Raw genomic sequence first — 26,980 nt, 5'->3', positions numbered from 1 at the left:
TCTGTCGTGTTTAGGTTTGTATCTTGTACCATCATAGCCATATGTTTTAGAAGCTATAAGTTACTTAAAGCAAGCCGGATTTTATATAAGGAAAACCGGCCGATTTTGGTCCCAGGGGCCAATTTTTTCTTTACTTAATATTATTTCACCAGCCCCAGCTGCTCGGCCGCGAACGCCCACATGTCTGCAAACATAACGATCCTCTGCGATAGCGGCATACCGAAACCATGGCCTGCGTCGGTGTCGACTCGCAGCAGCACGGGGTTGTCACATCCCTGAGCCGCTTGAAGCGTGGCAGTGAACTTGTATGCATGCAGGGGCGGTACGCGATCCTCATGATCCGCTGTTGTAATGAGTGTGGCCGGAAAGCAGGCACCGCTATCGACGTTGTGCAGCGGTGAGTATGCGTGCAGGTACTCGAACCCTTCCGGTGAATCGGAGGAGCCATACTCGGAGAGACCGAAGTGGCCGCCGACGAAAGTGTGGTACCGGAGCATGTCGTAAAGCCCGAAGTGGGGCAGGGCGACCGCGAACAGCTCCGGACGCTGCACCATGACAGCGCCAACAAGGAGTCCGCCGTTTGAGCCGCCGTGGATCGCCAGGCGCTCGGGCCGAGTGAAGCCCTCATCGATCAGGTATTCGGCGGCGGCTATGAAGTCGTCGAAGACATTCTGCTTGTTCTCGAACATCCCCGCCTCGTGCCACGTGCGACCGTACTCGCCTCCTCCGCGCAGGTTGGGCCACGCCCAAACGCCGCCCATCTCGAGCCAGGCGGGGACGAACGGGGCGAACGCCGGCGGCCAGGAAATGCCGAATCCGCCGTACCCGTAGAGCATGACGGGATGACTCCCGTCATGCTTGAGATCCTTGCGCCGGACGATGAACATCGGCACGCGTGTCCCGTCAGCACTAGCGTAGAACACCTGCTCCGTCGTGTAGGGCTCGGCGTCAAACGACAGCTCAGAGGCGTGATGAACGGTGCTCTCCTCGGTGCGGAAGTCGTACCGAAACACGGAACCCGGGTCGATGAACGTCTGGAAGGTGTAGAAGAAGTCCGTGTCCTGCCGGCTCCCGCTGAATCCTTCGGAAGGACCGAAGCTGACCGCTCCTATTCCGGGCAGGTCGAGGAAGCCCATCGGTTCACTTTCCAAAGAGAAGAAGCGGACGACTGACTTCGCATCTTCGAGGTACTCCACCACAAACCGCTCGCCGATGATGTCGCCATGGACGAGCGCGCTCGTGGCTTCAGGGATGACGGTTTGCCAGTGCTCCTTCTCGGGCCGTTCCACGTCGACAGCGACGATCCTCTTCATCGGCGCGTCCTCGTTCGTAAGGACGTAGAGGGTCGCGTCGTTGCTGCCGATCAGGGAGTACGAGGCTTCGAATCCCGTGAAAAGCGGAACGAGCGGCGCCTCGATGGCAGGATGCATCGGTTCGCCGAGTTCCAGCACCAGCGTCTGGTTTAGTCCAGTTCTGTACTGATGCACCAGAGCATACCGACCGTCGTCGGTGACCTGGGCTCCGAGCGTCGCTTCCGGGTAGTCAACGCTCCTCAATATGAGCACATCATCCGACTGTGGCGAGCCGATGCGATGGTAGAAGAGCTGATGTTCCGTGTTCGTCGCGGTCAGTGCGTCGCCCTCGGGCTCGTCGTAGCGGCTGTAGAAGAAGCCCCCACCATCCTTCGTCCAGGTGATCTCGGAAAACTTGACCCAGCGCAGCGTGTCGGCGAGGTCAAGGCCCGTGGCCACGTCGCGCAAGTGAAACGTCTGCCAGTCCGAGCCGCTGTCACGGATGCCGTAGGCGAGGAGTGTCCCGTCAGGCGACGGCGCCCAGATGCTCATCGACCGCGAGCCACCTTCGGAAAACGAGTTCGGGTCGATCAGCACGCGGGGCTCCGCATTCTGTACATCGCGCACGTATAGTACCGCATGATCCTGGAGACCGCTGTTTTCGGTCCAGAAGGTCCGCCCACCCTCACGAACGGGACGTTGGACGCGTGGATGATTGAACAATCGCTCCATGCGCCCGGCGACCGCTTCTCGAGACGGCAAAGTTTCGATGTAGCCGAAGGTGAGCTCGTTCTGCTGCGCAACCCACTCGCTGACCTCCGGGGCATTGATGTCCTCGAGCCACCGGTAGGGATCGGCAACTTTGTTGCCGTGATAGTCGTCGACCTGGTCGACCATGCGGGTTTCGGGATAGTTGAGTTCCTGCGCCGGGGCTGAGTTCACTGAAAGCAGGAACAGTAGAATCAGATAGAAAAAAGATGTAGGTAGTTTCATATGCATGGAATTTTATGGGTTTACATTCTGCCTAAGTTTTAATAAGCTCATCATTTTCACCTTTTTTGATTTGCCTGTGCCTTCTCCACTCCAGCTACCACCGGAAGCAGCAGGTGCGACGGATGAGTGGGCGAGTGGTGGATCGTGTTCTCGGCAATCTCCCATTCAGCCTCGGTGACGTTGTCCCCGCCCGTGTTCAGGTTGCGGTCGAACTCGGGGAAGTTGCTGCTGGAGACTTCAACACGTACCCGATGACCCGGCAGGAACCGGTGGGCGGTGGCGTGCAGGTCTACCTTAATCTCGTATACCTCTCCCGGCCCCATCCAGACGGCCCGGTCGAAACCTTCACGGTACCGGGCGCGGAGGATACCCTCCTGGATATTGAAGGCCTGGCCGTCCGGGTGGACGTCCACCAATTTCACGGTGAAGTCAGTATCGGGCGAGGAGGAGGAGACATAGAGCGTGGCGTGCATCGGGCCGACGACGTCAAGCAGATCATCGAGTGGTGGTGTCGAGTAGACAAGCACATCGGCGCGCTGCTCTATATCCGATTGATCATAGGCACCGGAGAGGATACCGCCGCGCGATGGCACCGGATTGCCAGGGTTGTAGACGTAGCGGTCTGTTGGTTGGTTGGCCTCGGGTGGCTGATGCGACAGCACGCCGTCGTCCATCCGCTCGCCGGCCTCACCACCGCTGCGCAGGTAGAGCTGGGCGGGGCGCACTCCTGGAACCGGCCACTCGTCTGCGCTGCGCCACTCGTTGGCCCCGGTGACGTAATACTGCACCCGCGGTATGCCGGTGACGCCGTTGTCGACGCCCCTCAGCCAGTAGTCGAACCAGCGGAGGTACGTCTCCCAGTAAGGGAATCGGGCGTCTCCGACGTAAAGCTCACCGACCCGGGTGTGCTCTGACGCCATCTCGGAACGGCAGTGCGTCATGGGCGAGATGATGACGTACTGATGCTGACGGGTGCGCTTGTCAACCGCGTTCTGCTGCATAAGGTTGAAGAGCTGGAGTGTTTGCTCGTCGTACCATGAATTCACCATCAGCGCCGGGGTGGCGAAACTGTCGCTTTCGGTAATGTACCCATGCGTTTGCCACCACGGATCCTCGATCGGGTTCGTGACCAAGTCCTCCCAGTCCGTCGGGCCGACACCGTAGTTTTGCATGATGTCTACGGTTGGCAGGTAATGGAGCCCTTCCGGAAGCGGAATCTGGGCGTCACCGTCCGTGCGGTCCTTTGTGCCGGCCCGCGGGTGCCAGCCCGCAGCCATAGATAGTGGAAATGCGCCGCCATAAGAGTGGGGGCCCACTGCTCCGCGCCCGGACTGTGGTATCATAGCCACGTGAGCGGGGTGCCGCTCGGCCGCAAGCAGGAGCTGGTTTTCGCCCAGACGAGAGCAACCATAGGTGCCCACGCGGCCGTTCGACCAGGGCTGCGACGCGACCCACTCAACGATATCGTAGCCGTCATATCGGGACGACTGTTTACAGGGAAAGGCGAATTCGCCTTCTGAGGCCCACTTTCCGCGCTCATCCTGTACCACGACCACGTAGCCGCGCTCGGCGAAAACGCGAGCCGGGCCGTGCTGGGCCTTGTTGTACGTGGTTCGAATCAGGATGACCGGCAGGCGGTCCCCCGCACCGAGCGGGCGATAGATGTCGGTGGCGAGCCGAACCCCGTCCCGCATGGGCACCATCACGTCCCGCTCAACCTCTACCTCGTATCGGTCCTCCGAAGCCGCGGCCAAGACCTCCGCAGGCGGCCGGAGAGCGTCCGGCGGAACCTGCTCGGTCGTCACCGATTCAAGTACCCTCATGCGCTCGGGCCCGTTTGGGGGTATACGGGTCACGCGGTGTGGATACAGCACACCATCGACCGGCTGCCAGTCGTCGTAGACCGTGAGAATGCTGGTCAGCTGCCCGGTCCACAACTCGTCGCGCTCGATGGCGCGGAGCATCCCCGTTTCTTCATCGTAGAAGCGCGATTGCACCGAGCCCGCCGGACCCGTGACCTGCACCTCCCATGTCGAATGGCCTGCGATCTCACGTCTGCCGATCGTGCGCGCAGCACCAAGGTGTCCGATAAGGTCAACCTCGGGATGCAGCAAGACACGGGATGCGGCCACTTCCCTGTACTTCTCGTCTCGCACCGCATCTTCCGGTTGGCCCGGCCTGACTAGCCATGCGATGCGTCCGTCAAATCCGTGCTCCAGACGACCAAACCCGTCCACATCCCAGCGCATGCGCCAACCCTCGCCGGGCCGGACCCACTCCTTCACGATTACATGGTCCTCCTGGCTGCCAACTATCCTGGCGGTGCCCGTGGCATAGTAGCCCTTTACGGCCTCTACCGCCGCACGGCCACCAATCGCCTCCAAATGCGCTGCGGCAAGATCGAGCGGGTCCGGGAAAGTCTGCCCGTCGACACTCGCCAAGTCCCTGCCTTCGGGGGACTGTTGAGTTTGTGTGGCAGGCGCAGCGCAGGCGGTGAGTGTCGCCAGCAGAATTGTCAGGCTGATGATTGCAGTAAATCCAAGGTTAAAACCAATACTTTTGACAGGTAAATCAAAATTCCTTAATCGGCTCATAATTTTCATTTTTAGGGTTTTAGGTAATTGATTTTGCTTAACAGGTAAAACCTTCAATATGCCACTGCAGCGCTATTGCTACGGAGGTCGGAAGCGGCTTTTAACTCACCGGTTTCGGGATCCCGGCTGATTCCCACCCAAACCCCACTGCCCTTGACCTCCGCATTTGAGAGAGGAATCTCCCGATGTTGAAATCCGGTGGCTTGGAGCACTTCTTTTGGAAAGCGGCCTTCCGGTACATGTACTATAAGCTGGTTGGTTTCAGGTTCACGGCCAGAAACAAAGAAATCAGGTGCAGCAATCGCTTCATCAACGGTCATTCCAAAGTGCACGAAATTGAGCAGTGCCTGAAATGGCCTATGGTGCATCCCGCCTCCCATGGATCCAAACCCAAGCACGGCCTGACCGTTTTTTAGTAAAAGACCTACCTGTGCAGGTCCGGGAAGCCGTTTGCCGGGTCCTGCTTTTGCAATTCCCGCCTGTTGAAACGATCCTGGGTCTGATACTGAAATCCCATCAACCACGATGGCCGTTTTACCCCAATATACGGTATTGATAGAATGGCTGATCGCCACCATGTTTCCTTCCTCATCTGCGGTAATGACCACATCTGAATACTTCGGGGCCTGCACCGACCAACTGAATGGCAGAATGCCGGATTCCATCCTGCTCCATAGTTCCCGGGCAAATTCGGGACTGGTACGTGCACTGTCTGTTCGGTTTAGGCCGGGATATAGTTCTTCCACTGCCTCCTCCGGCATGAAATCGAGGATAAACATCTCTGCTATGGTCAGCGCCTTACGAAGTGATTCGCCGGATTCGCTCCAGTGAGGTGCGTTGATCAGACCGGATACCTCCGCAAGGTTTTGTGCCTCGATCAGCAAGGTTCCGCCACGCATGGGCGGTGGCATAACATGAACCTCGTACCCGCCGAGCGTTGAAACCAGGGATTCATCCCAGATTACTTCATAGGCCTCCAGGTCTTCGAGTGTCATCTTTCCTCCTTCTTCCCGGATGGCAGTGATCAGCCTTTCGGCCAGGGGGCCTCTGTACATATAGTCGGTCCCTTGTACCGCAAATTCAGATAGCGTATGCGCCAGTGCAGGTTGTCTGAATATTTCCCCTTCTGTATAGGGCTGGCCGTTCTCTTTAAGAAGTGTCTCCCGTGTCTCCGGCAGCCTTCCCAGGTCATCTGACCGCATACTAAAGATACCTGCCAATCGCCGGTCGACGGGAAATCCTTCCGCGGCAACATGTATTGCCGGTTTAAAGAGCTCACCGAAAGGGAGACTGCCAAACCGTTCGTGTGCAGCTCCAACGCCTTTCATAAAACCGCCAACGAGTGCCGTACGGCCACTGGGCTTATGGTCGGGCAGAAGGCCATCCGGGTTCATAGGTGGACCACCGGGTATTGACAGGGGATCTAGTTCGCCCATTACGGTATTCCAGTCGGCATCCATGGTGTGAACGGTTCCGGTCTCCGCCTCGAAGTAGACAAATTCCATCACCCCAAAATAGCTGACCCTCGCACCCGCGTTCAATGCTATCTGCATCAAGGCTGTCGTCATCATTTCCTACGTTGAATTCTTTTTGCTAATTCTTTTCATGGGTTATTTTGGGGACACCTGTTAACGACCTGATTCCGAGCTCCGGATAGACTTCGCCCGGATAATAGAAAGTTCCCCCACGGGCCACAAGAGCAATCGTTTTGATGGCTTCGGTGGGGTCTCCGCGGACGAGGAAAAAGTCAGCCAGCTTGCCTGGCTCGATCGAACCCAACAGTATTCGTAGTTTTTGTTGTGAGTCAGAAATACTTTGCTCTGGTATTAACCGTATGGCTGATATCTGTTGCCTCACAACCAGGTGAAATCTCGACATTTTGCATTAGGGAGTCTGAATTATTGATGATATGAACTATATGATCAAATTCGCCAAGGCCGAAGTAGCCGAGTATGATGTGAATGCAAGATGCCCTAGACCGGAAATAAAGAAAGGAATTCTCATATTTTTCTATCAAGTCATTACCTAACGAAATAGCTCAGCCGCCGGACGCGCCATCAGACGGTCGGCTGTCGATGGAATTAGGCCACTTCCATCTAGGGGATGCGATCAAATTCAAGATCTTCTGGGTCTAGGAAATCATCAGGGGAAGGCGCACCGGTCGATCTCAATACGGCCCGCCTGGGAGATCGTAAGAACGGGGACATACGGTGTAGTTGGTTGAGCATGGTCCGATTCTCCGCTTGGAGTGCGAGACGCAGATTCCGAGCGAGGACAGCCATGTGTGGGTGCGAATTCAGCTCTCTCAAGTGATCCACGTCCATCGTCACCTCACGCACTTCACCGTTGAGCGTTCTCATCCGAACAAAAGGCGCTGTGCCTCTCCCCGGTCGAAACTGGAATCCGGCGCGCTCAAGTGCTGCAGTGGCAGCCGCGTTTGCACACACCGCTGCCCAGAATCGGCGCCTATGTGCATCGAACGCCTCGCGCGCCACGATTCTTGTAACGGTTATCCGCCCTTCGTCCACGAATCGACTGAGGTTTGCCACATCCCTAGGATCTGCTACGCCTCGCCATAGGCGACCGAAAAGGTCTTCCATTTCTCCCTGATTGAGCCGTCGGCCCAGAATGCGACCCGCTGCATCGACTTGGTGTCTGTTCAATCCCGTCGACATCTCCCACAACCGGACGGGTGGTTCTCGGAGAGCAAGCGACGTCCCAGTTATGGGTGCTCTTGGAGCCGCAGGAGCTTCACCAGGAGCCAATTCCCGAGGCGGAGGCACGCGACGCGCCACCGTCGACCCGGTTTCGCGCGGTGGAGGAGACCGCCGGCTAGCAGATTCAATCCCGCGGGACTGAGAAGTGGAACTCCGCCGCGCGAGTGCAGTACCTTGCTCGCCTGCGAAGCTCCGACTAGACGCGCGCCGTGTCACATCGATTGCACCTTCAGGCACCTCGCTCGCTGAAACAACAGTCCCATAACCACGCCTGCTTAGCCAGGCTGCGTGTATGTCTCTAGACCAGCGGAGCACGCGGCCGGCCGCGCGGGCGACCGCCGGACCAAACCAGATAATAAGCTCCACAGCGAGCAACGCATTGGCCAAGAGGTCCTCTTGTAGTTGCTCCAAGGATGCCTCTCGCCGAAAACGTTCCATCGCTGCATCATGGGCTTCGATGAAACCGGGATACTCTATATCAAGCTCGGCGATGTCACGATTAAACCCCCTAAGGCTGGGCACGACAAGTGAGCCACCCGAAGTCTCCGCGATCAGTCCGGCCTCAATCGCGCGCCCCAGCGGCGTAAGCACCATCGGAATTCGCCTCCCCCCAAATCCGGCTGCAAGTGGGTTTGCATCTGGATCGGGTATCCGGCGCGGGCCGCCGCGCGTGGCCATCGCTTGTAGACGACCGTGCACTGTGCCAAGGGTCACGGCGAAGCGAATGACTGTTGCACGCTCCGTTGATATCTTCCTGGGTCGCGGAATCGTCGGGGAGCCGAAGTCGATTCCCAAAGGCTGGCGATGCTCTTGGTCAATTAGGTCAGAGGCAAACAAACGTGCACGGCGTTGCTCCGTCTCGCGACGGCGAGACGCTCGTTGCTCGGCTCGAACTGCTTGAAGGTTCCGTTCGGCTGTTTCGAGGCGCTCTCTCAAACTCGCCGACGTGGACCGCTCGGCTGGGGGGTCGACTCTTCCGCTGCGAGGCCGATGCGTGGCTCGCTCTGGTTCGTACGGTCTCTGAACAGACCTCGGCTCAGATATACCTTCCTCCTGTCGTGGAACCTGCCCTTCGATTTCGATTGGAGACAAATGCAATTCTCTGGATCCATCATTAAAGATGTAGGTCTTAGCCCCATCAGGGTGATGAATGACATCAACGACTCTTCTCATAGCTTGCCTTCTGGTCTCTTGTAGCAGGCGATAGAACCTTGGGTACTGGTTATCAGTACGCTACAATACATTTAAGTCTTCTTCAATTATGCCTCAGGCGGAACGATGATATCATCACCGCCCTCGATTACGATCTTCTTGTCGATGTCCGGATCTTCACGCTCTTCCTCGAGTAACCGCGCTGCCAGCCGTACATTTTCGAGTTCTTCGCGGCGTACCTCGGCCTGCACCTTTTTAACGTCGATTGCACGGTGTACGAGCTTGAAGTCTTCCAAAATTGGGTGCTTTCCAGGCAGCGCTTCGATGTAGAGCGAGTCTGTAGGCACAACGATCAACTCGCTCTCTTTTCGAGGTGTCGCCTTACGTTCCTTGAGAAGGTCTAAAATTCGATCTAGTCTATCATCGAACTCATCGAGGCCCGTCTTTTTCAGACAGCAGGCGTAGTCGAGCAGATCCTCTGTTGTGTAGTTGGCGTACTCATCCGGATCGCGTAATCCCCCCGTCTGCGGGTCTATGTAATCCTGCATCATGTACCAGTGCAGGTGGTTGGGTTCTTTGACGGGGAAGATCATGTAGTTACCTTTATAGCCGAGTAGGTTGTCGAGGTCGGCTACCTGAGAAAGCTTTCTCGAGACGATTCGAGTGTGTGACAGCGATATCTCTCCCTCAAGGTGGATGAGATCGTCCCGTCCGGCTAGATTGATGGCATACTTACCGTGAACTCTCGTGGACAGGCGGTTCGCATGGTCCTCAATTTCGACCCAGGGCACCTCGACGTTGTACAACCGGAAATAGCGCTGATCCCCGCACTCGTAGTCCCAGATTGCGTGCATGTAACACAGGATGTTCTCCTTGATGTGAATGCGTAATGCGGTCACGGCCGTCTGCCGGTCAAGGTGCTCGCGTAGCGCCGATGTATACTGGTCGATGGCTTTTTGCAGGGCAGTAACCTCGCGGGAGAGCCTAGCGCTGGCTTCCTGCTCGTCCTTGTCTGCGCGCTCGATGGCGATCTTGGCGACCTCTTCCCGCTTCTCAGCGGCATCATTGTCATTTCCAAGTAAGCCAACGAGTGCAAAAGGACCGAACGCCGCAGCCAAGTTAACATTGGCGAAGTGCTGGGCATGGCTCGTATCCTCTATGAGACCCGTAAGCCGCTTCAGCTCGTCGAACGCACTCTGCGCCAGCTTCGATTTGTTGTTCATATGCTCGGCCGCATCATCCACGAGCCTGGCCTGGCGCTGCAGATTGGTCCACATCACCTCGAGGGCCATCTCGTCGCCCACGAAGCTGGTCGTCACGTAATCCAGTGCCGGAAGGTAGACATCGTCAAGGATCACGCGGCGGAGAATCCAGTGGTGCGCGATAAGCCAGTCTTCATCGATCTCATGTGGTTCCGGGACCTCGTTAGCCACCATGATGACCGGAGTGAGGCGGTGGATCTGCTCCCGAACCTCGTACTGCCTCTGCAGTTCATAGAAGAGGTACGTTACCGTGATCTCGTCGTTCGGGTTCGAGATCTCGCCTGAATCGGTGAATTCATGCTCTTCACTTGTAGATGTTTCGACCTCCAGACGGTGCTGCTGCTTGTACTCCTCGGCTGCCTTGGACACGGCCTCCCGGAAGTTCTTCTTCGTACTCGATGACGCTTTTTCCGCATCAATGCCGAACTGCGTACCGAATTTGCCTTCGAAAACGCCCAAGCTAAGAGTGCCTTCGGCGGTCTGTTGAAATGAGGTCTTGTTGTTGGCACGTTTTACGATCTCCGAGTCGGCCCGCGCAGTCGATGAGGTCTCGCTCCGACGGCTGCTCTGGGAGTCCTCGAGCTCTTTCTGCGTTCGGCTCTTCTTGATGACACGCTTCTTCGAGTAGCGGCGCACCTCTTTGGGTGCTAATGGAATCGTGGACACAAGGTCGCCGACTTGGTAGTCTTTAGGAGTCCACGCCTGCCGGTAGGTGAGCATGATTCCGTAGTTAACAGAGTTCGGTGCGAAGATGTCGAATTTGAAGCGCTCTGAGAGGCGCTCATCGAGTTCGATCATCAGCTCTCGGAGGCGAGACAACCTGGTGGGTCGCCGGCGGGCTACTGGGCGGCGCGAGGATACCTCTTGGCGTATTCGACCTCGGGCCTGCCGGAGGCTGAAGACCGCGTCATTACGAAGCCGCACGTAAATGGCCGGCGCGTTGAGGGGTCGTTCATGCCCAGGTGTGGAGTCCAATTCTAGATACTCCTTTGCGAGTGCGCGGAGGTAGTCCCTCTCCGTATCGTTCATCTGTCGCCAATCATCCTCCTCGATTCGGATCCGCGTATACTGGAACAGTTTATACACGCTGTAGGGCATCGGATCCACTTCCTCGATATCGGTCTCCTCGGCATCTTCGATGAGCTCCTGCAGAAGTCTTACATCGTCGTAGAGCCGTTGCATATCGTCCACCGACGTGACCTGCTCTTCGAGGCGCTTAACCACCTCCTGCGGCAGTCCGGAGATTTGGTTTGCGTATCGAACTACCTCGGCGTAAAGATTCTTCAACGGGCCCATGATCGTGCCGTCGAAGGCCTCCTTCCAAATGTAGTCGAAAGCGATCTGAAGATCGTGAAAATCGTGGTACGCCGTCACGTCAGCCGGTCCAGGCCTCGTGATGGTGGCCGTGATCTCCCCATCACGCTCGACGCCGTAGGCCAGCTCCACCTCCGGCGCAGTGACGTGCCGTGTCTGACGCGTGACGTGTTCTCGAACAAAGGCTTCAGTGGTCAGGTCACCGGAATCGACAGAGCCGTCGCCCTCGCTGCCCGGCTCATCCGAGCCGTTGTCCTCTGATGGGGCTCCGCAACGAGCCAGCGCCTCCCTGAAGAGACGCTCGGCTTCGAGTGAGGCCCTGCAGTCTCCGAGGACGTCAGCACTGAACTCCAGCGTGGTCGATGTCAGATTGCCGGACACGTGCCTGAGAAGAGTACTCGCCTCCACCTCGCCCCGCACCGATCCGTCGTCCTCCAGCGATAGCCCCAGATCCTCCAGTTGAGCTTTCGTGAGAGTGAGCTTGATCTTTCGCTGAACACCGGCAGATTCTTCCAGTCTGGGGATGTCGATCAGTGCTTCGTTAACCAGCTGGTCCTGTTGTTTTTTGAGGTCGTCTTCTGCGTTCAGGTAGGTGGGTCCCGAACGAACGTTATCGGGTACACTGGAAAGACTGAAGTTGGTGAACGCATCGTCCACTTTCTTCTTCAGGGCGATCACCGGCTTCGCCTTCTCTCTGATCTGTTCCGTTAAAGCAGCATTGATGCCGATCCTACGAGTTGCTGACTTTTTCAGGTCCTCTTCGATGGTCTCGACATCGATTGGGGCACGATTGGAAGACGAGGAAGGGTATGGGATCCCTAGCTCATCAAGCCGCTTCCTTGACATGCGAATGACGTAGCTCTCATGCTTTCCTGAGTTAGTGATAGGCTCATAAGAGTAGTAAAGCAGCCTCTCGTTGGGGGGTGAGGGCCTCGGAAGGCTCGACTGCTCAGATACAGTGTCCTCTGGAGCCAAGACAAAAAGCAAGAGGTCAGGCCTTTCTTCTTGTGCGGGAGCCTGGAAGTCTTTGCGATCGAACTCGAAAGCAAAAGCACCACGGGAGTCGGTCCGTATTGACCCGATCCGGTCGCCTTGAAGCTGTTGCCAGAAATGAGATTGTGTGCGGCTTGATGGCGGTGAGAGGTGCGACGCAAGGTCCGGCTTTGCCTTGCGAGAGTCCAGGTCGTAGAGCACGACCTGAAGGTTTGGAATCGGAGCTTGGGTCTCCTTGACTAAAATGATCCCTTCAACTTTGTACATATCCATTTTAATTTATTTTAATTTTTAATTAATAATTTATTTAGGCTGCCTAGACTGGGTCAGGTAACTGTTGACGCCCACTTCGAAGGACCGGTTGTGCCGCTCTTCTCCTTTCCGCTCCTCCGGTTCGTCCATTCGTCCGAAAACAATGGACCGGCCATCAGGGCTCCATTCATAGAATCGCACGCCTTCCTTGCCGCTTGTAAGGCGCCGGGCCTCACCGCCGCCCTTCATGGGGAGAACGTAGACCTGCATCTGGCCTTCATCCCCGGCATCCAAGAAGGCGAGCCGGTCACCGTTAGGCGACCACTTCGGGTCATTTGCGCGAGGGCGCTCTGGTGTCAATTCATGTTGCTCTCCGGTCTCCAGGTCGATCAGCTCCAGGGAGCGCTCCCATCGATTCTGCTCAAAATTCGAGTGCTCCCGGACTAACACGACCTGGTTGCCGTCGGGGGAGATGCTTGGGGATTGACGGAGCACTACCATGTCCCCAAGGTCATCCAGATTGAGGGGTTCCTGGGGTGACTGCGCAAACGCTGCTGTTGCCGTGCTTAATGAAAGCAGGAAAATTAGATAGAAAAGGGATTTAGGTGTTTTCATAGGTATGGAATTTTATGGATTATCATTTCGGTCAAAGTGCTCCCCGATCCAATCGATCCAGCGGCGGAACACGTCGCGCAGGTGGACAGGGTCACCTGGGAAGTGCCCGCCAACGGGGTAGGCGATGAATTGCACTTCCACCTCGTTATCCTTAAGCGCATGGTAGAGTTTATACGACAGGCTGACGGGGACGCGTTCATCTACGGTGATGGTCAGGATGGGCGAAGGTGTAAGGATCAAGCACCCCAAGCGATGGATAACGATGGCCAGTAATTTTAGAAGAGCCAAAGGTTCTAAATTAATTGCGTATACTTTCCAAATGCTATAAATACAATAGGGTGAAAACCCTCATATTTTAAGATCTTTCTATTCAGACCCTCCTTGTGTCAAAGGCAATACATGCTCCAACAAAGCGGCAAAGAACCGACCAGGTTCCTCAATGAATGGAACGTGTGCGCTTCGTTCGAACGTCACCAGGCGCTTTGTCGGTGCCTCGATGAATTCGAGGTAGGCTTGTGCATTTTCGATGGGCGGGGTGAGATCAAACCGGCCATGAAATAAGAGTATGGGTACTTGGAAGGAAGGGCCTAAGGCTCGTAAATCCCGGGGGTCTAATTCATACTCGGAGCTGTTGTTCAGCCATAGGAGTGCGTCCCATGCCTCAATCGCCTCCTCGAACGTGTACTCCGGTGAGAGCACGGGCAGGTCGGCATAAAGGCCCCACCCACTCTTGCCGTACCAGGCGCCGTCAAACCTGTTGGCCCACTTCCAGATGCCCCATAGTGCGGGATCCTCACCGGGTGTCGTAGCCGTGTCCATATGCGAGGCCAAAGCCTCTAGTTCTGAAATGGCTTCCTCATTTCCCCTTTCGACTGCTATTTCCATCGTACGTTTATATAGTGCCCCTATAAGGTCATCTGAGACCTGTCCCACGCCGACGTATGCATGGAGCCACTCTGGCCTGCGATTGGCGAGATGGATGCCCAAAATTCCACCCATTGAATACGCCATAACCACTATCTTTTCCTTTCCAAGTTGCTCTCGTAGGTAACAAACGAGTTCCTCAGCATCACCTACCAGTTGTTCGATTGTGAATGTCCCTTTCAGTTCCTCCCTATCCGATGCTGCGGCGTTCTTTCCACTACCTCGCTGATCCCACTGTACCACAGTGAAATAGTCTTCCCATGGATTCTGGAAAGCCCATGATAGACCGATCATTGGGTCGCCGGGGCCTCCATGGATGAAGAGCAGGACTGGGTTGTCCCGGTTTCGACCGCGAATAGATATCCATTGTGGCACCCCGCCGAGATCTACCTGCTCAAGGACCTCAATACCCTCTGGGGTATGGATTTTTCGAAGTTCCTGAATAATCGCAACCGCATCATCCCGATTAGTTATGGTAGCAGGTGTCTGACTTAAGCCGGATATGGGGTAAAGTCCTTGAAAGAGAGAAATCAACATAAATATTGCCGTGATTCTTAAATACCCCTGGAATAATTGGAATAAATTAAAATTTTTCATCCTTTGTTTATTTTTGTGATTTGAAAGTTTACAATTAAAAGTCGGTCGTTAAATTTCGGATTCCTTTTTACCAAGTGCAGATATTCTCATAGTACCCTTTAATTTTACAATGAGTTGGTAAAATGGGGTAATTGTTGTCATTTTTAAATGGAGAAAAAATCTTATTTCTTATTCGAAATATCCTTGACTTTTGATTAGATAATAAAAAAACCTAAGGCTTCGCCCTTATGGGTCACATGAATTGTCAACTACGATTCAGTAGGCCTATTTTAAAAATAAAAAAAATTGGATTATTTAATTTATATAAAAATGGTATTACAAAAAAATAGAATTATAAAAAGTACACTAAAGTGTAAATTTCAAATGATCCTTTCCCGTACAGCCTTGGCAACAGCTTCTTTTCCGGAATTTACCTTTAATTTATTGTAGATGTTTCTAAGGTTTTTCTTCACGCCATCCTCAGAAAGAAACACTTTACCGGAAATGATCTTTGTGGGGAGTCCTTTTACTAAAAATTTCAAGATATTCCTTTCCCGGTCACAGAGCGGGTATTTAGCACTATTTCGATGCTGGTGAAAATGCTGAATGACTTTGCGGGCAATGCAGGGTGACATGGGGGAGCCCCCTTTCATAACTTCTAAAATGGCTTCCCTGAGGAAGCTTGCTGATGACCCTTTAAGCAAGTATCCACTGGCTCCGGCACGAAGTGCACCAAATAATTTGTCCTCGTCTTCATAAATGGTATAAAAAAGTACATGGATATCGGAAAATTGCTCCTTTATCCTTCGGGTACTTTCAATACCTGAATTTCCGGGTAATTCCATATCCATGATAATCACCTCAGGTTGTAGAACAGTTATCTCGGATAAAATGGCTTTACTAAGGTAAATGACCCCAACAAAATTGAAATCCTTGAAAATTTTCAACAAATCATTTAAACACTCCCCACTATCAGCATCGTCTATACATAGTAGAACTTTAATAGGTGCCATAATAAAAGCATTTGAATCCATTAAAAACGATGGGCAACAAAGGATAATCCCAAATATATAATCAGGTAGTTATTGAAATTGGCTGGTAAGTCACTGACTATCGGTTATTTAAAGTTAAAAAATAAATTAAAAAAAGCAAATAATTTGATGGTATAATGGTTTGATGATTTTGTCTGAAGCGCCGAAAGAAGGTGCTGTTTGGAATTTGTAATTCCGAATCTTTACGAACAGGGGTTGCAAACCTGGGGACGTGAACCCAATTGATTAGGTACTTTAGTTCTGTGGGACTACACATGGGTAGAAACATGGTGATATTCTCATTTCTGAGCCTTTAAGTATGACATTTTTCTACGAGAATAGCCCATTTCCCCACACATCCGATCCAATTGAAAAATTTACTGTACTAAAGGCATTTCGGTTTCTTTTTTATAGCCAATTGATCTATTATTTCCCTCAAGGTTTGGCGTTTCACCGCATATGGACACATAAGCTTTTTTAATAATATTATTTTGTTGGCTGTTTTTATACAATACCAACCTATAAAGCAACGGAAAGAGTGTTTTTCTATCTTAGCTCTCACTGATATGCCCATAAGTGCCTCATATAGTTCCTTCTTTTGAACCATATAAGGTATATAAGAGCATATAAGTTTTTTTGATAATTTTCTGCGTAATACGCACTTTTAAACCGAGGGAAGGGTGATTTTCGATCTTAAACGCCTCTAATTTTATAAACCATATAAGGGCATATAAGACTTTTTTGATATTATGGATTGCTGCCTATTTTTTTGTACAATATCCAATTGTAAATCAAGATAAAGGTTATTTTTCTGTCTTAGATCCCACTTATATGCCTGATATGATTCCTTTATTAAACCACTTATTATTTGCCCTTCAATGCCTTATATGGTTCATAATTTCGCAACCGTCTACTACCGCATCTGCTTTAGCACCTTACGGAATTTGCGAATCGCTTTTTTACCGGTGGCATCCAACGCTGCAAAATCGAGCGGTCGCGTTTCCAGCAAATCGCTCCGCAGATCATAAATTTCCCCATCGGCATAGTACTTCCAATCGGTATCGTAAACAAAGGTCCGGGGCTTGAAATTGCCCCAATTGGGGTCGTAATGGCAAAATACCCATTCCCGTACCGGTCCGGTGTACCCGGAATCCGTCAATTGGGGGTAAAAACTGATCCCATCCAGCGGTCCGGGCAAGGCATTGGGTTTCTTGCCGGATACTTCCAACAAAGTGGGTAAAAAATCCGTCAGGTCGATCAAATTTTCATTTCTGCTGCCCGAAGCGACGGTCCCCGGCCAATAGGCCAACATGGGCACATGTGTTCCCAGATCGTTGGTATAGCCCTTGTTTCCGCGCAACTCCTGTCCCTTAAACCTGGTGACCACATCCCGGTCGGTGCCGTTGTCACCTACAAACAGAATCACCGTGTTTTCGGCAATGCCCAGTTCGGCCACCTTGTCGATAATCCGTCCCACCAACTTGTCCATATAGGTCACCATCCCGGGGAAGTAGTTGGGATCGTTTACCCGCTTCTGGGGATCGTAGGATGCAAAATCAGGGGAACCGGGGTAAGGCTCAAAGGGATCGTGAGTCAGCGCCATGGGGAAATAGGCGAAAAAGGGATCACCTGCCTGCTGCTCTACAAAATCCTCCAGATAGTCGGTAAAAAGGTCCGGACCGTACTGCCCGTCAAATTTTTCCAGTCCACTGCCTTTGGTTTCCAACAAGGGGTCTTTGTACCGGGACCCAAAATCGCTCACCTGCCACAGCCGATAGGAATCGAAGCCGGCTTCCTCCGGCAGGCTGCCAATCTTTCCCCCGGCCAATTCCCGCTGTCGGGCATTGCCATACAGTTGCCACTTACCGACCACGCAGGTGGCATAGCCCTGTTCCTGAAGCCAGTGGGCCATGGTTTTCTCATTGGGATCCAGCAGGCCGAAACCGATGTAATTGCGGAAATGGTATTTCCCTGTCATGAGTTTTACCCGGGAGGGGGTACACAAGGGCATGGCATGGGCATTTTCAAATACCATTCCTCCGGCAGCCATGCGGTCCAGTGAGGGCGTTTGATGTTCTTTATTCCCATAGGCTGGCAAGACCTCATAGCCCAGGTCATCGGCAAAAATCAGGATAATATTGGGGGGCTGTTGGGCTTTAAGGGAAGGTATCGTCCCCGGTATACCCAGTAAAATGCAGAGAAGGAAGAAAAGAGAATTTGGTTTCAAAATGAGGGGAATTAATGATATAACTTTCTTTAAACGGTTATTTTTACGGGATTAAGCTAACCTAAATTCGGAGATTTTCCAATGATGACATGCATCAATCCGGGAATAATCTACTTCCGCTTTCATCTGGGTAAATTCGATGCTCGGTTGGTAGACAACCTCATTGGCGAGGCCTCAATTCTACCGTAACGGATTGCCCTGCATAAACACCATCAGGCAATTGCAGGGTGATTAGGCTGGTATTGGTGCTTCTGTTCCATGTTGCCTTTACTGCCTTGGATCTTGGTTTGTATTTGCCGGGCAAGCTTATTTTGAATTCGCTGTTGCTCCGACCAGGGTCTGCTACGGTCAGCGATTGGATGGAATTGCCATCGTTTTTAATCAGTACAATTCCCGGCTGCTCTACGGTCACTTCGGCTCCATCGGTCAGGGAAAGGGTACCTGCTTCGTAAAATACGGCTTGCGTTTGCTCCAGACCAGGGTGGTGCACCGCCTGTAACCGCTGATTATTAGCCAGAATGGTTAATCCGGACTGTGAAAGGGAAGCCAGCTCTTCCAGATTGATTCTTGGAGCGACCAGGTAGGCATATCCCGCTTCCTGAGGCCGAATACCGTGATCGAAATAAGCGGTCAGAACTTTCTTTCGGAACTCTTTGGTGGAAACATTTTTCTGATCGGTGATGTCGGCCCAGCTTCCACTCTCTTCCTGGTTTTTAACCGTCAGGGTAGGTCCGTTGGGAAACCAATAGCCGACTCCATCATGGTACAGCCATTCTAAATCTTCCAGTTTGTGTTCCCCCTCAGGTAAGACCCGGGGATCGCTGTCCTGTTGCTGTACCCGGATCGAGCCCCTGAGCAAGACCTGATCCACCGTCGTGGCTACGGAATGGGGCTTATCCGAAGCAATTCCGGCTCCCAGACAAACGTATACCCGGTCAAAGAAAAACCAACTTTTTTTAGCTCGAATACTATCATGCGGGCTGATAAAATCAAAGCCTACCGCACCAAAATACCCGTCCTCGGCAGCACCCACAAAATCCGTCAATCCATCCATTTGGATATCATCGGGACCGCGTAATTCAGGTTTTTGAAGAATGGTGGTGCCGGATATTTTCTGCCAGTCGTATACGGGCCAGATATCATGGTATTCATTCCCTTTTAATAACAGGTAATTGGTGCCATCCGCCCGGTGGTGCGTGGTGATCCCCGGACCATTATAGGGGATTTCCATGTTTCGGTTGCGGGTGGAAAACATCCGCACGGTAGTATAAAAATCCGGTCGCTGTAGCACAAAATGTTCGGTCTGCCAGAAAAATTTCGCAAAAGCGCGGGTAGGTGAGCGCTCGCCTTTTCGAAGCTGTATGATTTCCTCCAGCTCCTCTTTGCGGTAATCGGTACTGCGCAAGAGCCTTTCAATTTCGACCGTACCTTTAGGTTGGAAGGTGGATGGATTGGATATGGCCCGGTTTTTTACGCTGATGTCTTCGTAAATACCGTAGACCAGTTGCTTGTAGACGCCGTCCAGGTAATAATCCACCAGCTGATTGATCCGGTCGGTGTCAAAAGCATAGGAAGTTCCGGCTACATAGTCTGCCCATTCGCCAAAGGCATTGGCGTATTTGCCATAGCCATAAGAGGTGGTATTGTTTACCCGATCTACCCGGTGGTGGAAGCTATAGTCGTGCTGCATGCCCCGCTCTCCCGTAGAAAATTTGATTTCGTTGGCAATGATGGAAATGACCTCGTCAAAAGCTTCTCTATTTCCTGTAAAGAGCAGGTTTTTAGCCAAAATGCCAGCTATAACGATTCGATCCCCGCTGGGACGGGCACCAGAGGCCTCCATATGGGCCCTGCCAATGATGGGTTGGGCTTTTTCCACCAAATCCTCCGGTAATTCATTCCCCATCAGAAGCATCAGGTTAACCAGATTGGTGGGGGTGGTAATTTGGTTGTTGTGCCAGTTATCACCAACAAAATCATGGTCTACCCAATATTTCAGAGATAAGGTAATTTTTTCCTTCAGTTCCGGGTCCTGGAAATAGGGGGAGGAAGGAATGGAATAGGCTTTCGCCAAATAAACCAGATCAGACGTATGATGTCGATGTGGAAATCCAGCCGTTCTACTTAGATCCTCATAGTCGATCGCTGGAAAGGAACCATCTGAATCCATCCGATCCAGAATGTCTTTTACCCGCTCTTCAGAAATAGCAGTGGTCATCAACTCCGCCACCACTCGATTTCGGATGGTATCCAATTCACTGCCAAGGCTGATAAATGACTGTAGCAGTAGCATAAAAATGACCGGCAGCATCCTGCCTGTCGAAGGAGTTCTCATAGTAGGGGTATTTTGGGTTAGCAATGGCTATCGTTGCGGGGCAGGAAACAGCTGGTGTTACTAGCTCTGCTGCTGGTTTTTAGCCATTTCCTCCATTTTTTTACGAAGGGAAAGCGGGCGCATATCGGTCCAGACTTCTTCAATGTAATCCAGACATTCCTGCTTATTCCCTTCCTTTCCCACTGACATCCAGCCCAGAGGAAGGTCCCGGTTTGCCGGCCAGATGCTGTATTGTTCCTCATGGTTGACTACCACCTGAAATGGCGTATTTTCCTCGTCCCACATACATAAATGATTTTAGTGTTTCACTACTAAATGTACGTAATATTCAAAAGAATGCAAGTCATTATCCTGTTAAAATGAAAGCAAGGGAGGTAATGGTTAGTCATGGACGTTATCGTATAAATTGTTTTAAGGAAGTGGTCCGTAAAATACCGGTTTTTCCAATTAAATTTTTATTTTTAAGCTTAAATACTTAATTTATAACACCTTCGCTTTTTAACCCTGAACGGATGATATCAGGAAAAGAATTCGTTTTGTCCCCGGAAGAAATTCAGGCCCTCTCAACGTGTTGTGAAGGAGAAAAAAACCTAATGGTCAGTGTGTTTGATAAGCGCAGTAAGGAATTTTTGTACCATAATGACTCCTTTAAATCCATTCTTGGTTACAGTAGGCAAGAAATGGTTCGGGGAGGTTGGGATTTTTGGTTTCAAAAAATCAGGCCTGATGAATTAGCTGGAATTCGTCCCGTATTCGAGTCCATCATTCAAAACCCGGAATTTTTCAATGGACGAAATTCAGTTCCTTCTTTTTCTTACCATATCCAAGATGCTTTTCGGAAATGGTACCTGATACAGCACCAGGTATCTTTTTTAATGAAGTCATATAATGAGCTTATAATCAGTTACTTATATGATGTAACCAACAAAGAACGAATAGAAAATACTTTTTCTCTATTTCGTTTTTCCGTACAGCATAAAACGGGTGGGATATCCAATCGGGAGATGGAGGTGCTTTTGCTGATTGGAGAGGGATTTTCCTCCAGGCAAATAGCTGAAAGACTCTACATCAGCGTACATACAGCTATTTCTCATCGCAAGCATCTGATTGAAAAGTTTGCCGTAAAAAACACCGCTCAACTCATTAAAGAAGCCTCCAAGTCAGGTTTTATTTAAAAAAATCCCCCAAAATGGGGATTGCGGTTTTCCGATTATCCCGTTACATTTATTTTAAGTAACAAACTGATTATAAATCAGTTGAAAACGCCATATTATTTTTAGCCGCAAACCCCATCTCCATGAAAAAGCCAATCCGAAAATCCGTTTTGTCCGGACTGATGGAACCTCTGAGTCTGACGACCAAGGCAGACAAAAAAGCTTCCCTACAATTAAACAAATTATTATCCCGATCTCATTTAGAGGGAACACCCGAATCAGTACGTCCCCATCCATTTTCCATAGAAAAATCAGATTTGTATCATTTAGATGCGCTGACCGAATCCGAGAAAAAAGCGGTCCAAAACATCGAAAAAGCCCGTAAAACATCCAATCCGGATACCAGCTTCAAAGTATTTCGCAGGGAAGTGCCGCTTAGGGATTCACTGGTGCCTCAATCGGTGGCCGAATGGTCAGCTGGATCAAAAGTGGATGAAACCATTGGTCCTTTCCAAGGGATTGATGGCAGGCAATTTTGGTTTGATTTTTTTCGTATTGGCAGCTTTACGGCACTTTACAAACAGGGGATTGCATTGCCGGTGCTATTATTTCAGGCTAACAAGGGTACAGAAAAAAGGAAGGTGGACGATAAAAAATTAATACGTCCGCAACAAAATTTTAAGCTGCCTCAGGGAGGTATCTGGATCAATGCCCGGCTGCTTTCGGCCAATGCCCCAGCCGGATCCTACACGGGAATGACCATTAAGGGAGGGACGATTAAACTTAGCCAGCCCGCTAAAAACCTCAAAAACAAACTAACTGTACCGGCTAATGCCACTATTGATGTTTCCTTGCAACCGGAGGAGCCGGCAGACAAAGGAAAAAAAGCCAAAAGTCCCTTTGGTAAAGCTGCCGCGTCTATGCGGCTGAATTTCCCGGAGCGCTTTGATTTTACCATTTCAAGTAATACGGCAACTATCAACCGGGTCGGCCGGGCAGGATGGAGCCTGATGGGACAAAAAATAAACTTTAGCTGGACCAAAAACCAACCTCTAAATTATCATGCAGCACTCCAGCGCCTCCAGATTCCTTTCCAGGCTTCCGACGGTGAAATCGATATAAAGCAAAACGAGTCCGATTTTAACTTTCTAAGTAATAAAGCAGCTATAGAGGCCAGCGGCTGGCTGTTACCCCTTACCCAGCTCGACTTGACTCAACCGACGGAACCAGAGGGGGCCGGACAGCTATACGTTCGTACCGGTCCGGGATTGGTAAATTCATGGGTGGGCCTTCAGGGAAGCGGCTTCCAGCTATCCCAATCCCATTTGTTGGCCGGTAATGGCCAATTACTCCTGGCAGATTTTAGTGTAGCCAATCCCCATGCCAGTCAATCGCTTGAGCTGTGGAAAGAAGAAGGGCAGCCTATTCCTTCCCGTGTGGCACTTACTTTTCCACAAGCCGGGCCGCTATTATACATCAGCCATGCTAGTGGCAGCGAATTGTTGATGCGGTTTTGTGATACTGATTTTCAGGTGGATCGACCGGTTAAGGTAGACGGTACTCCGCCCTTGGTGAAATCCCGGCGTTCGCTGCTGGTCTTATCCGCCACGGCGGCAAACCGATTGGTTTACCTTTATGACGATAACCTGATAGCCGATACCGCTGAAATTACCAATCAGGACCCCTACCTTCCGGAGCAAATGGCCCTGGCCATGAGCAATGCCCTTTTTAAAGTCACCCAGCCTAATGGTTGCCTATTATTTGGCCAACTCAATGAGACTTTCGCTAAAGTGACTGAAGGATCGTTGTTTTTATCATTTGGCTTGCTGGCTTACATTCCTACCTTGCCCGATCCCTATGCTGCCAATCTGGGGCTGGCTCGAAGTCAGTTTGGAGGCGATCTTGCAGGAGTACCTGGCGGTGCTGGAACGACCCTGCAGGGCTGGCTCGTGGGTAGAACGGCCTGGTCTGCGGCGGCATCCGGGGATAAGGTACTGGTTTCATTTCATTTTTCACCCTTGGATCAGCTCTTTGGAGGCACTTCTCTGAATCAACCGGAAGGTGATACAGCTCCGGTGCCCGAGTTTTCCGGTACGGGAAATTTTTCCGCAATTGTCGAAAATCCATTTTTCTCGGCATTTACACTTTCCGATTCGGATAGCCCGGGGGACCGGCTTTCTGCCCTACGTTTTTCAAATCGCCTGGGGCCGTCAAAAGCCCTAAAATCAACTGAATCTTCGGGGATTGTTACGCATGCTGCCAGTACAGCACCCAGGCCCTTGCCCGATTATGGGAGTCAATGGGAAAAGGACACTAGCCGGTATAGAAGGGATGCGTTTGCCCTCCTGGATGTTAGTACCAATGCAGATCTGTTTGGTATCAGCTTTGACCTGCTAAATCGCCGGGAATTCCGTGTGGAAACCGAACGGGATCCAACCACGGGGGAAATTTCCTATAGTTTTTTCTCCCTTCGGGTTCAGGGGCTGGACGTGGTCAGTGCCGGGCAAAATATTCGGGCCTTTACCGTACCTCAGATCTCCTGGGAACCCGTGATTAACCTGAGCCCACCCCTGCCGCCACCCGATGGCCCCACCCCCGGAGACCCTGCTGGTGGTTTTAATTATTACCCTGATGATGGAGGGCCGACGCGGATCGCCAACAATAGCGATGAAAACGTGGTATTGGCTCCACTTCCACTGACTGATTTTTTACTCGAAAAACGAAAAAATGAGAAGGATTTCCAGGCGTTTTCCTTTTTTACACTGCCCTTCGGCATGAAAGCCGCCGCGTTGCTTACCCAAAACTATCGGTTCAATAGCGTAGACAGGGAGGGAGGAAATCTAAGGGAAACCAAAATCAACTTTGACGGGGAGGTGCAGTCTGGTCTCCAGTTGCGCATGGACGCAGGTACCCCTCTGAGGGAAGGGGATAGCAAGATGTTTATGGGCAGTACCCTGCAAATCAACAATGTGCTGGATATCCTTGGCAATGCTACCGGAAACAGTACCCTCGGAGGGAGTGTCACGGAGATTTTTAATCGGGAATTTTACTACGATAGCAATTACCCCTTTGAACTGTACAAGCAGCGAGGTGTGCCCGTAACGCGGATGGATCTGAGTGGATATGGTGCCAATATGTTAAGTAATTGGCTGAATACCAAAGCAGCAGTAGCAGAAACCAGCCAGGCAAAATTTGACGTGATGATGGGGCGGTGTTCTCACGAAATCATTCAGGTTAAAAGTATTCTGTACCCCTGGGCCATAAAGGTAGTGCGTACCATCACGCTATTCCGGGTTAGCTCGGGTTATGTCTATCGTTTTGACAGTGGCTGGCGGGCAGAGAGCGATGGGAAATTTGATTTTAGGTATTACTACTATGAACCCAATCCAGCCTTCCCGGGTGGCCCTCCGGAAAATCCGGAGCCCCAGCTTATTGCCGTAGAAAAAATGGCTGAATTTGATATCCATCCGGGCTTGGTCAGAGGTCTATACAATGTTTCCAACATTGTGGAAACACAGGAAGTCGCTCCTTTCAACGAAAACGTGCTTTTCGAAGAATCAGTAGACCAATTGGGGATGGAAGTCAAAATACCCCAAAATTTTGATGTCAGTCTTCAAGCGGTATATTTTGATGCGGATGTGGAGATAGAAGGAGTGGTGTCCGGAATGCAAACCAAACCTACGGCGGAAGGCGAAAAAGCACTGGTTCCTTCCAGCAGGATTCTGGGTTTTGTCCAACTGGGTCCAAAAGGGTTCCCCTTAAATAACACCGCATTAAAGCAGCTTGTGCAGCGACAGGGAACGATTGGAGGACCCATTGACTGCGAGGTGGAATTGGTAGGAAGTAGCCAGAAAATGCGGTTCAGTCACTTTGATTTCAACAATTCCTTTGACCAAAATGGCACGGACCCGGTTTTTTGCGTCGCAGGCAGGGGCAACGTTTTGCTTCCCAAAGATGGTAGCTGGTCCATGGTCCGACACGAGCGCAGCAATGGGGATGTGAGTCCTGTTCCTCCCAATTTTGGAATTCCGGTCATTCGTAATGGTAAAATCGTGAAAGATGGCAATGGGGTTAAAATCGATACCCCGGTAGCCAATGTACTTACCCGAATAGCCGAACCCCTGGAGCTGCTTAGACAACCCGTCAACGGGACGGTAAATTACGGCTTCTTGCAAAGCACGGATACTCAGAAAGCATTGTTGCTGACACCCGCTTTTCAAAATGGAGTTAAAAAGCTCCTTAGTAAAACACCGCCATTATTCGTCGATGCCTTCCGTATTGTCAATACCAAGGGCATTTTCCCCAATATTGGAGCAGGAGATGACTTCTCAGCGTTAACTTTGGGAGAGGCCATTCTGATGAAGAAGAATGGTTCCTTTCCTTTTAATCTAAACGCGCTTCAGGATTTGGGACAGGATGTTTTTGAACTAATGGACATCCAGGATACCTTGAATAATGTCAAAGAGCAGGGGCTCCAGCTGCTACATAATCCGGAAGAATTTTTTGACCTGCCCACTGAGTTTGAGTTGATTGATGTGGGGGACGGTAATTTCCGGATTTACATCGAATACGACAAAAAGGACAAAAACGGTAATGTGGAAGAACCCGGTTCGCTGGACTTTGACATCAATTCGGTAACGGAAAGCTGGAAAAGCAAGATGAACAATATCGGACTGGTGATTGATCTGGCCGGTATTGAGCGGCTAATGACCATTCGAGGCAATTGGGATTCTGAAAACGGTAAGGAAGCCACCTATCCCAAACCCGATTTGGAATTTGCACCCGAGCTGGATCCATTAATAGACCTGCTGGAAATTCTTCAAAGCCTGCAAGAAGGAAATTACGGGGAAGCTGTTCAAAACGGTCTGGAATTGGCCATGAGCAATAAGGCAGGTAGCTGGGAATACAAATTTGAAGCCTCTAAAGAAATACCCGTAATCCGGTTTCCAGTGCCTGATGCGGTATACAACGATCCCAATACCCCATTCAAGCTGGAAGCAGGCCTGAAGATCGGAGCCTACTTTAACGCCGCCCTGAAAGTTACCAGCAACACGGATGAGTTGCTTCCTTCTGCCGGAGGGGTGTTGGGGTTTTACGGGAGACTTTCGGTGATGTGCGTTTCGGTTTCGGCGGCTACAATCTACGCCATCGGCCAGGCAGAGGTGGATATCGCTGCAGACACCCAAATAGGCCCTTCGCTGCGCATGAAATTTGGCTTTGGTGCCCAAATCGTAGTGGGCCTTCCCGTGGCAGGAAATGTCAGTGTGCTGTTCGTAGTGGGAGCCGAGATTTTCATCGCTGAAGGGGTCGTGGAAGTGTCCGCATTTCTACTCTTTGAGGGTCACGCGGAAATTCTCGGGGGGATTGTCTCCATTACCATTCGCATCGAAGCGAAAGGCACCTATTCCAAAAAAGAACTGGGTGGCGGAGCGTCCAGAACCGACATGCAGTGTCAGGTTACCTTTGGCCTGGATATCAGCATCGCCTTTATCATTAATATTAGTTTCACCGAATCCTGGCAGGAACAGCGTAGGATTGCCTAATTTACT

Annotated in this window: 14 protein-coding genes; 2 read left to right on the top strand and 12 right to left on the bottom strand. The window is 51.5% G+C overall.

Going from position 1 to position 26,980, the window contains the following annotated elements; genetic code table 11:
• Positions 1 to 140 precede the first annotated feature (140 nt).
• The 12 genes from GJS45_RS01215 to GJS45_RS01160 all read right to left on the bottom strand — a co-directional run bounded on the left by GJS45_RS01215 (position 141) and on the right by GJS45_RS01160 (position 20,562).
• Complete coding sequence (locus tag GJS45_RS01215) at positions 141 to 2,285, bottom strand: prolyl oligopeptidase family serine peptidase (RefSeq protein ID WP_162339624.1); 2,145 nt, start codon at positions 2,283 to 2,285, stop codon at positions 141 to 143.
• Positions 2,286 to 2,341: 56 nt separating this feature from the next.
• Entirely contained in the window at positions 2,342 to 4,888 is a 2,547-nt protein-coding gene (locus tag GJS45_RS01210) for a CocE/NonD family hydrolase (protein ID WP_162339623.1), read from the bottom strand.
• A 44-nt stretch (positions 4,889 to 4,932) separates the two neighbouring features.
• Complete coding sequence (locus GJS45_RS01205; RefSeq protein ID WP_162339622.1) at positions 4,933 to 6,450, bottom strand: gamma-glutamyltransferase; 1,518 nt, start codon at positions 6,448 to 6,450, stop codon at positions 4,933 to 4,935.
• A gap of 22 nt (positions 6,451 to 6,472) precedes the next feature.
• Positions 6,473 to 6,757 (bottom strand): hypothetical protein, encoded by a 285-nt coding sequence (locus tag GJS45_RS01200; protein ID WP_202928012.1) that lies wholly within the window; start codon positions 6,755 to 6,757, stop codon positions 6,473 to 6,475.
• A gap of 2,098 nt (positions 6,758 to 8,855) precedes the next feature.
• The gene (locus GJS45_RS01195) at positions 8,856 to 12,590 is read right to left on the bottom strand and encodes a hypothetical protein (protein WP_162339621.1); all 3,735 of its coding nucleotides are present in this window, start codon (positions 12,588 to 12,590) and stop codon (positions 8,856 to 8,858) included.
• Between the two features lie 30 nt (positions 12,591 to 12,620).
• Positions 12,621 to 13,184, bottom strand: coding sequence for a TolB family protein (locus GJS45_RS01190; RefSeq protein ID WP_162339620.1), 564 nt, complete (start codon positions 13,182 to 13,184; stop codon positions 12,621 to 12,623).
• A 12-nt stretch (positions 13,185 to 13,196) separates the two neighbouring features.
• A complete protein-coding gene (locus GJS45_RS01185) occupies positions 13,197 to 13,472 on the bottom strand; it encodes an alpha/beta hydrolase family protein (RefSeq protein ID WP_162339619.1) in 276 nt (91 codons plus the stop codon).
• Positions 13,473 to 13,550: 78 nt separating this feature from the next.
• Positions 13,551 to 14,645 carry an alpha/beta fold hydrolase gene (locus GJS45_RS01180; protein WP_262887920.1) on the bottom strand — a complete coding sequence of 365 codons (1,095 nt, stop codon included), beginning with the start codon at positions 14,643 to 14,645 and terminating at the stop codon, positions 13,551 to 13,553.
• A gap of 419 nt (positions 14,646 to 15,064) precedes the next feature.
• A complete protein-coding gene (locus tag GJS45_RS01175) occupies positions 15,065 to 15,697 on the bottom strand; it encodes a response regulator (protein ID WP_162339617.1) in 633 nt (210 codons plus the stop codon).
• Between the two features lie 931 nt (positions 15,698 to 16,628).
• Positions 16,629 to 17,942 (bottom strand): sulfatase-like hydrolase/transferase, encoded by a 1,314-nt coding sequence (locus tag GJS45_RS01170; protein WP_162339616.1) that lies wholly within the window; start codon positions 17,940 to 17,942, stop codon positions 16,629 to 16,631.
• 160 nt (positions 17,943 to 18,102) lie between these two features.
• Positions 18,103 to 20,277: a polysaccharide lyase family 8 super-sandwich domain-containing protein gene (locus GJS45_RS01165; protein ID WP_162339615.1), complete on the bottom strand. Its 2,175-nt coding sequence runs from the start codon at positions 20,275 to 20,277 to the stop codon at positions 18,103 to 18,105.
• 60 nt (positions 20,278 to 20,337) lie between these two features.
• Positions 20,338 to 20,562, bottom strand: a complete 225-nt coding sequence (locus GJS45_RS01160) for an MbtH family protein (RefSeq protein WP_162339614.1) — start codon at positions 20,560 to 20,562, stop codon at positions 20,338 to 20,340.
• Between the two features lie 227 nt (positions 20,563 to 20,789).
• Between GJS45_RS01160 and GJS45_RS01155 the strand changes: the two genes are divergently transcribed.
• Together GJS45_RS01155 and GJS45_RS01150 are read left to right on the top strand one after the other, a co-directional pair.
• A complete protein-coding gene (locus tag GJS45_RS01155) occupies positions 20,790 to 21,452 on the top strand; it encodes a LuxR C-terminal-related transcriptional regulator (protein WP_162339613.1) in 663 nt (220 codons plus the stop codon).
• A gap of 122 nt (positions 21,453 to 21,574) precedes the next feature.
• Positions 21,575 to 26,974: a hypothetical protein gene (locus GJS45_RS01150; protein ID WP_162339612.1), complete on the top strand. Its 5,400-nt coding sequence runs from the start codon at positions 21,575 to 21,577 to the stop codon at positions 26,972 to 26,974.
• Positions 26,975 to 26,980 lie beyond the last annotated feature (6 nt).

Source organism: Cyclobacterium salsum (assembly GCF_010119245.1).
In the GTDB taxonomy this organism is placed as follows: domain Bacteria; phylum Bacteroidota; class Bacteroidia; order Cytophagales; family Cyclobacteriaceae; genus Cyclobacterium; species Cyclobacterium salsum.
This window is presented reverse-complemented; position numbering and strand designations above follow the sequence as displayed.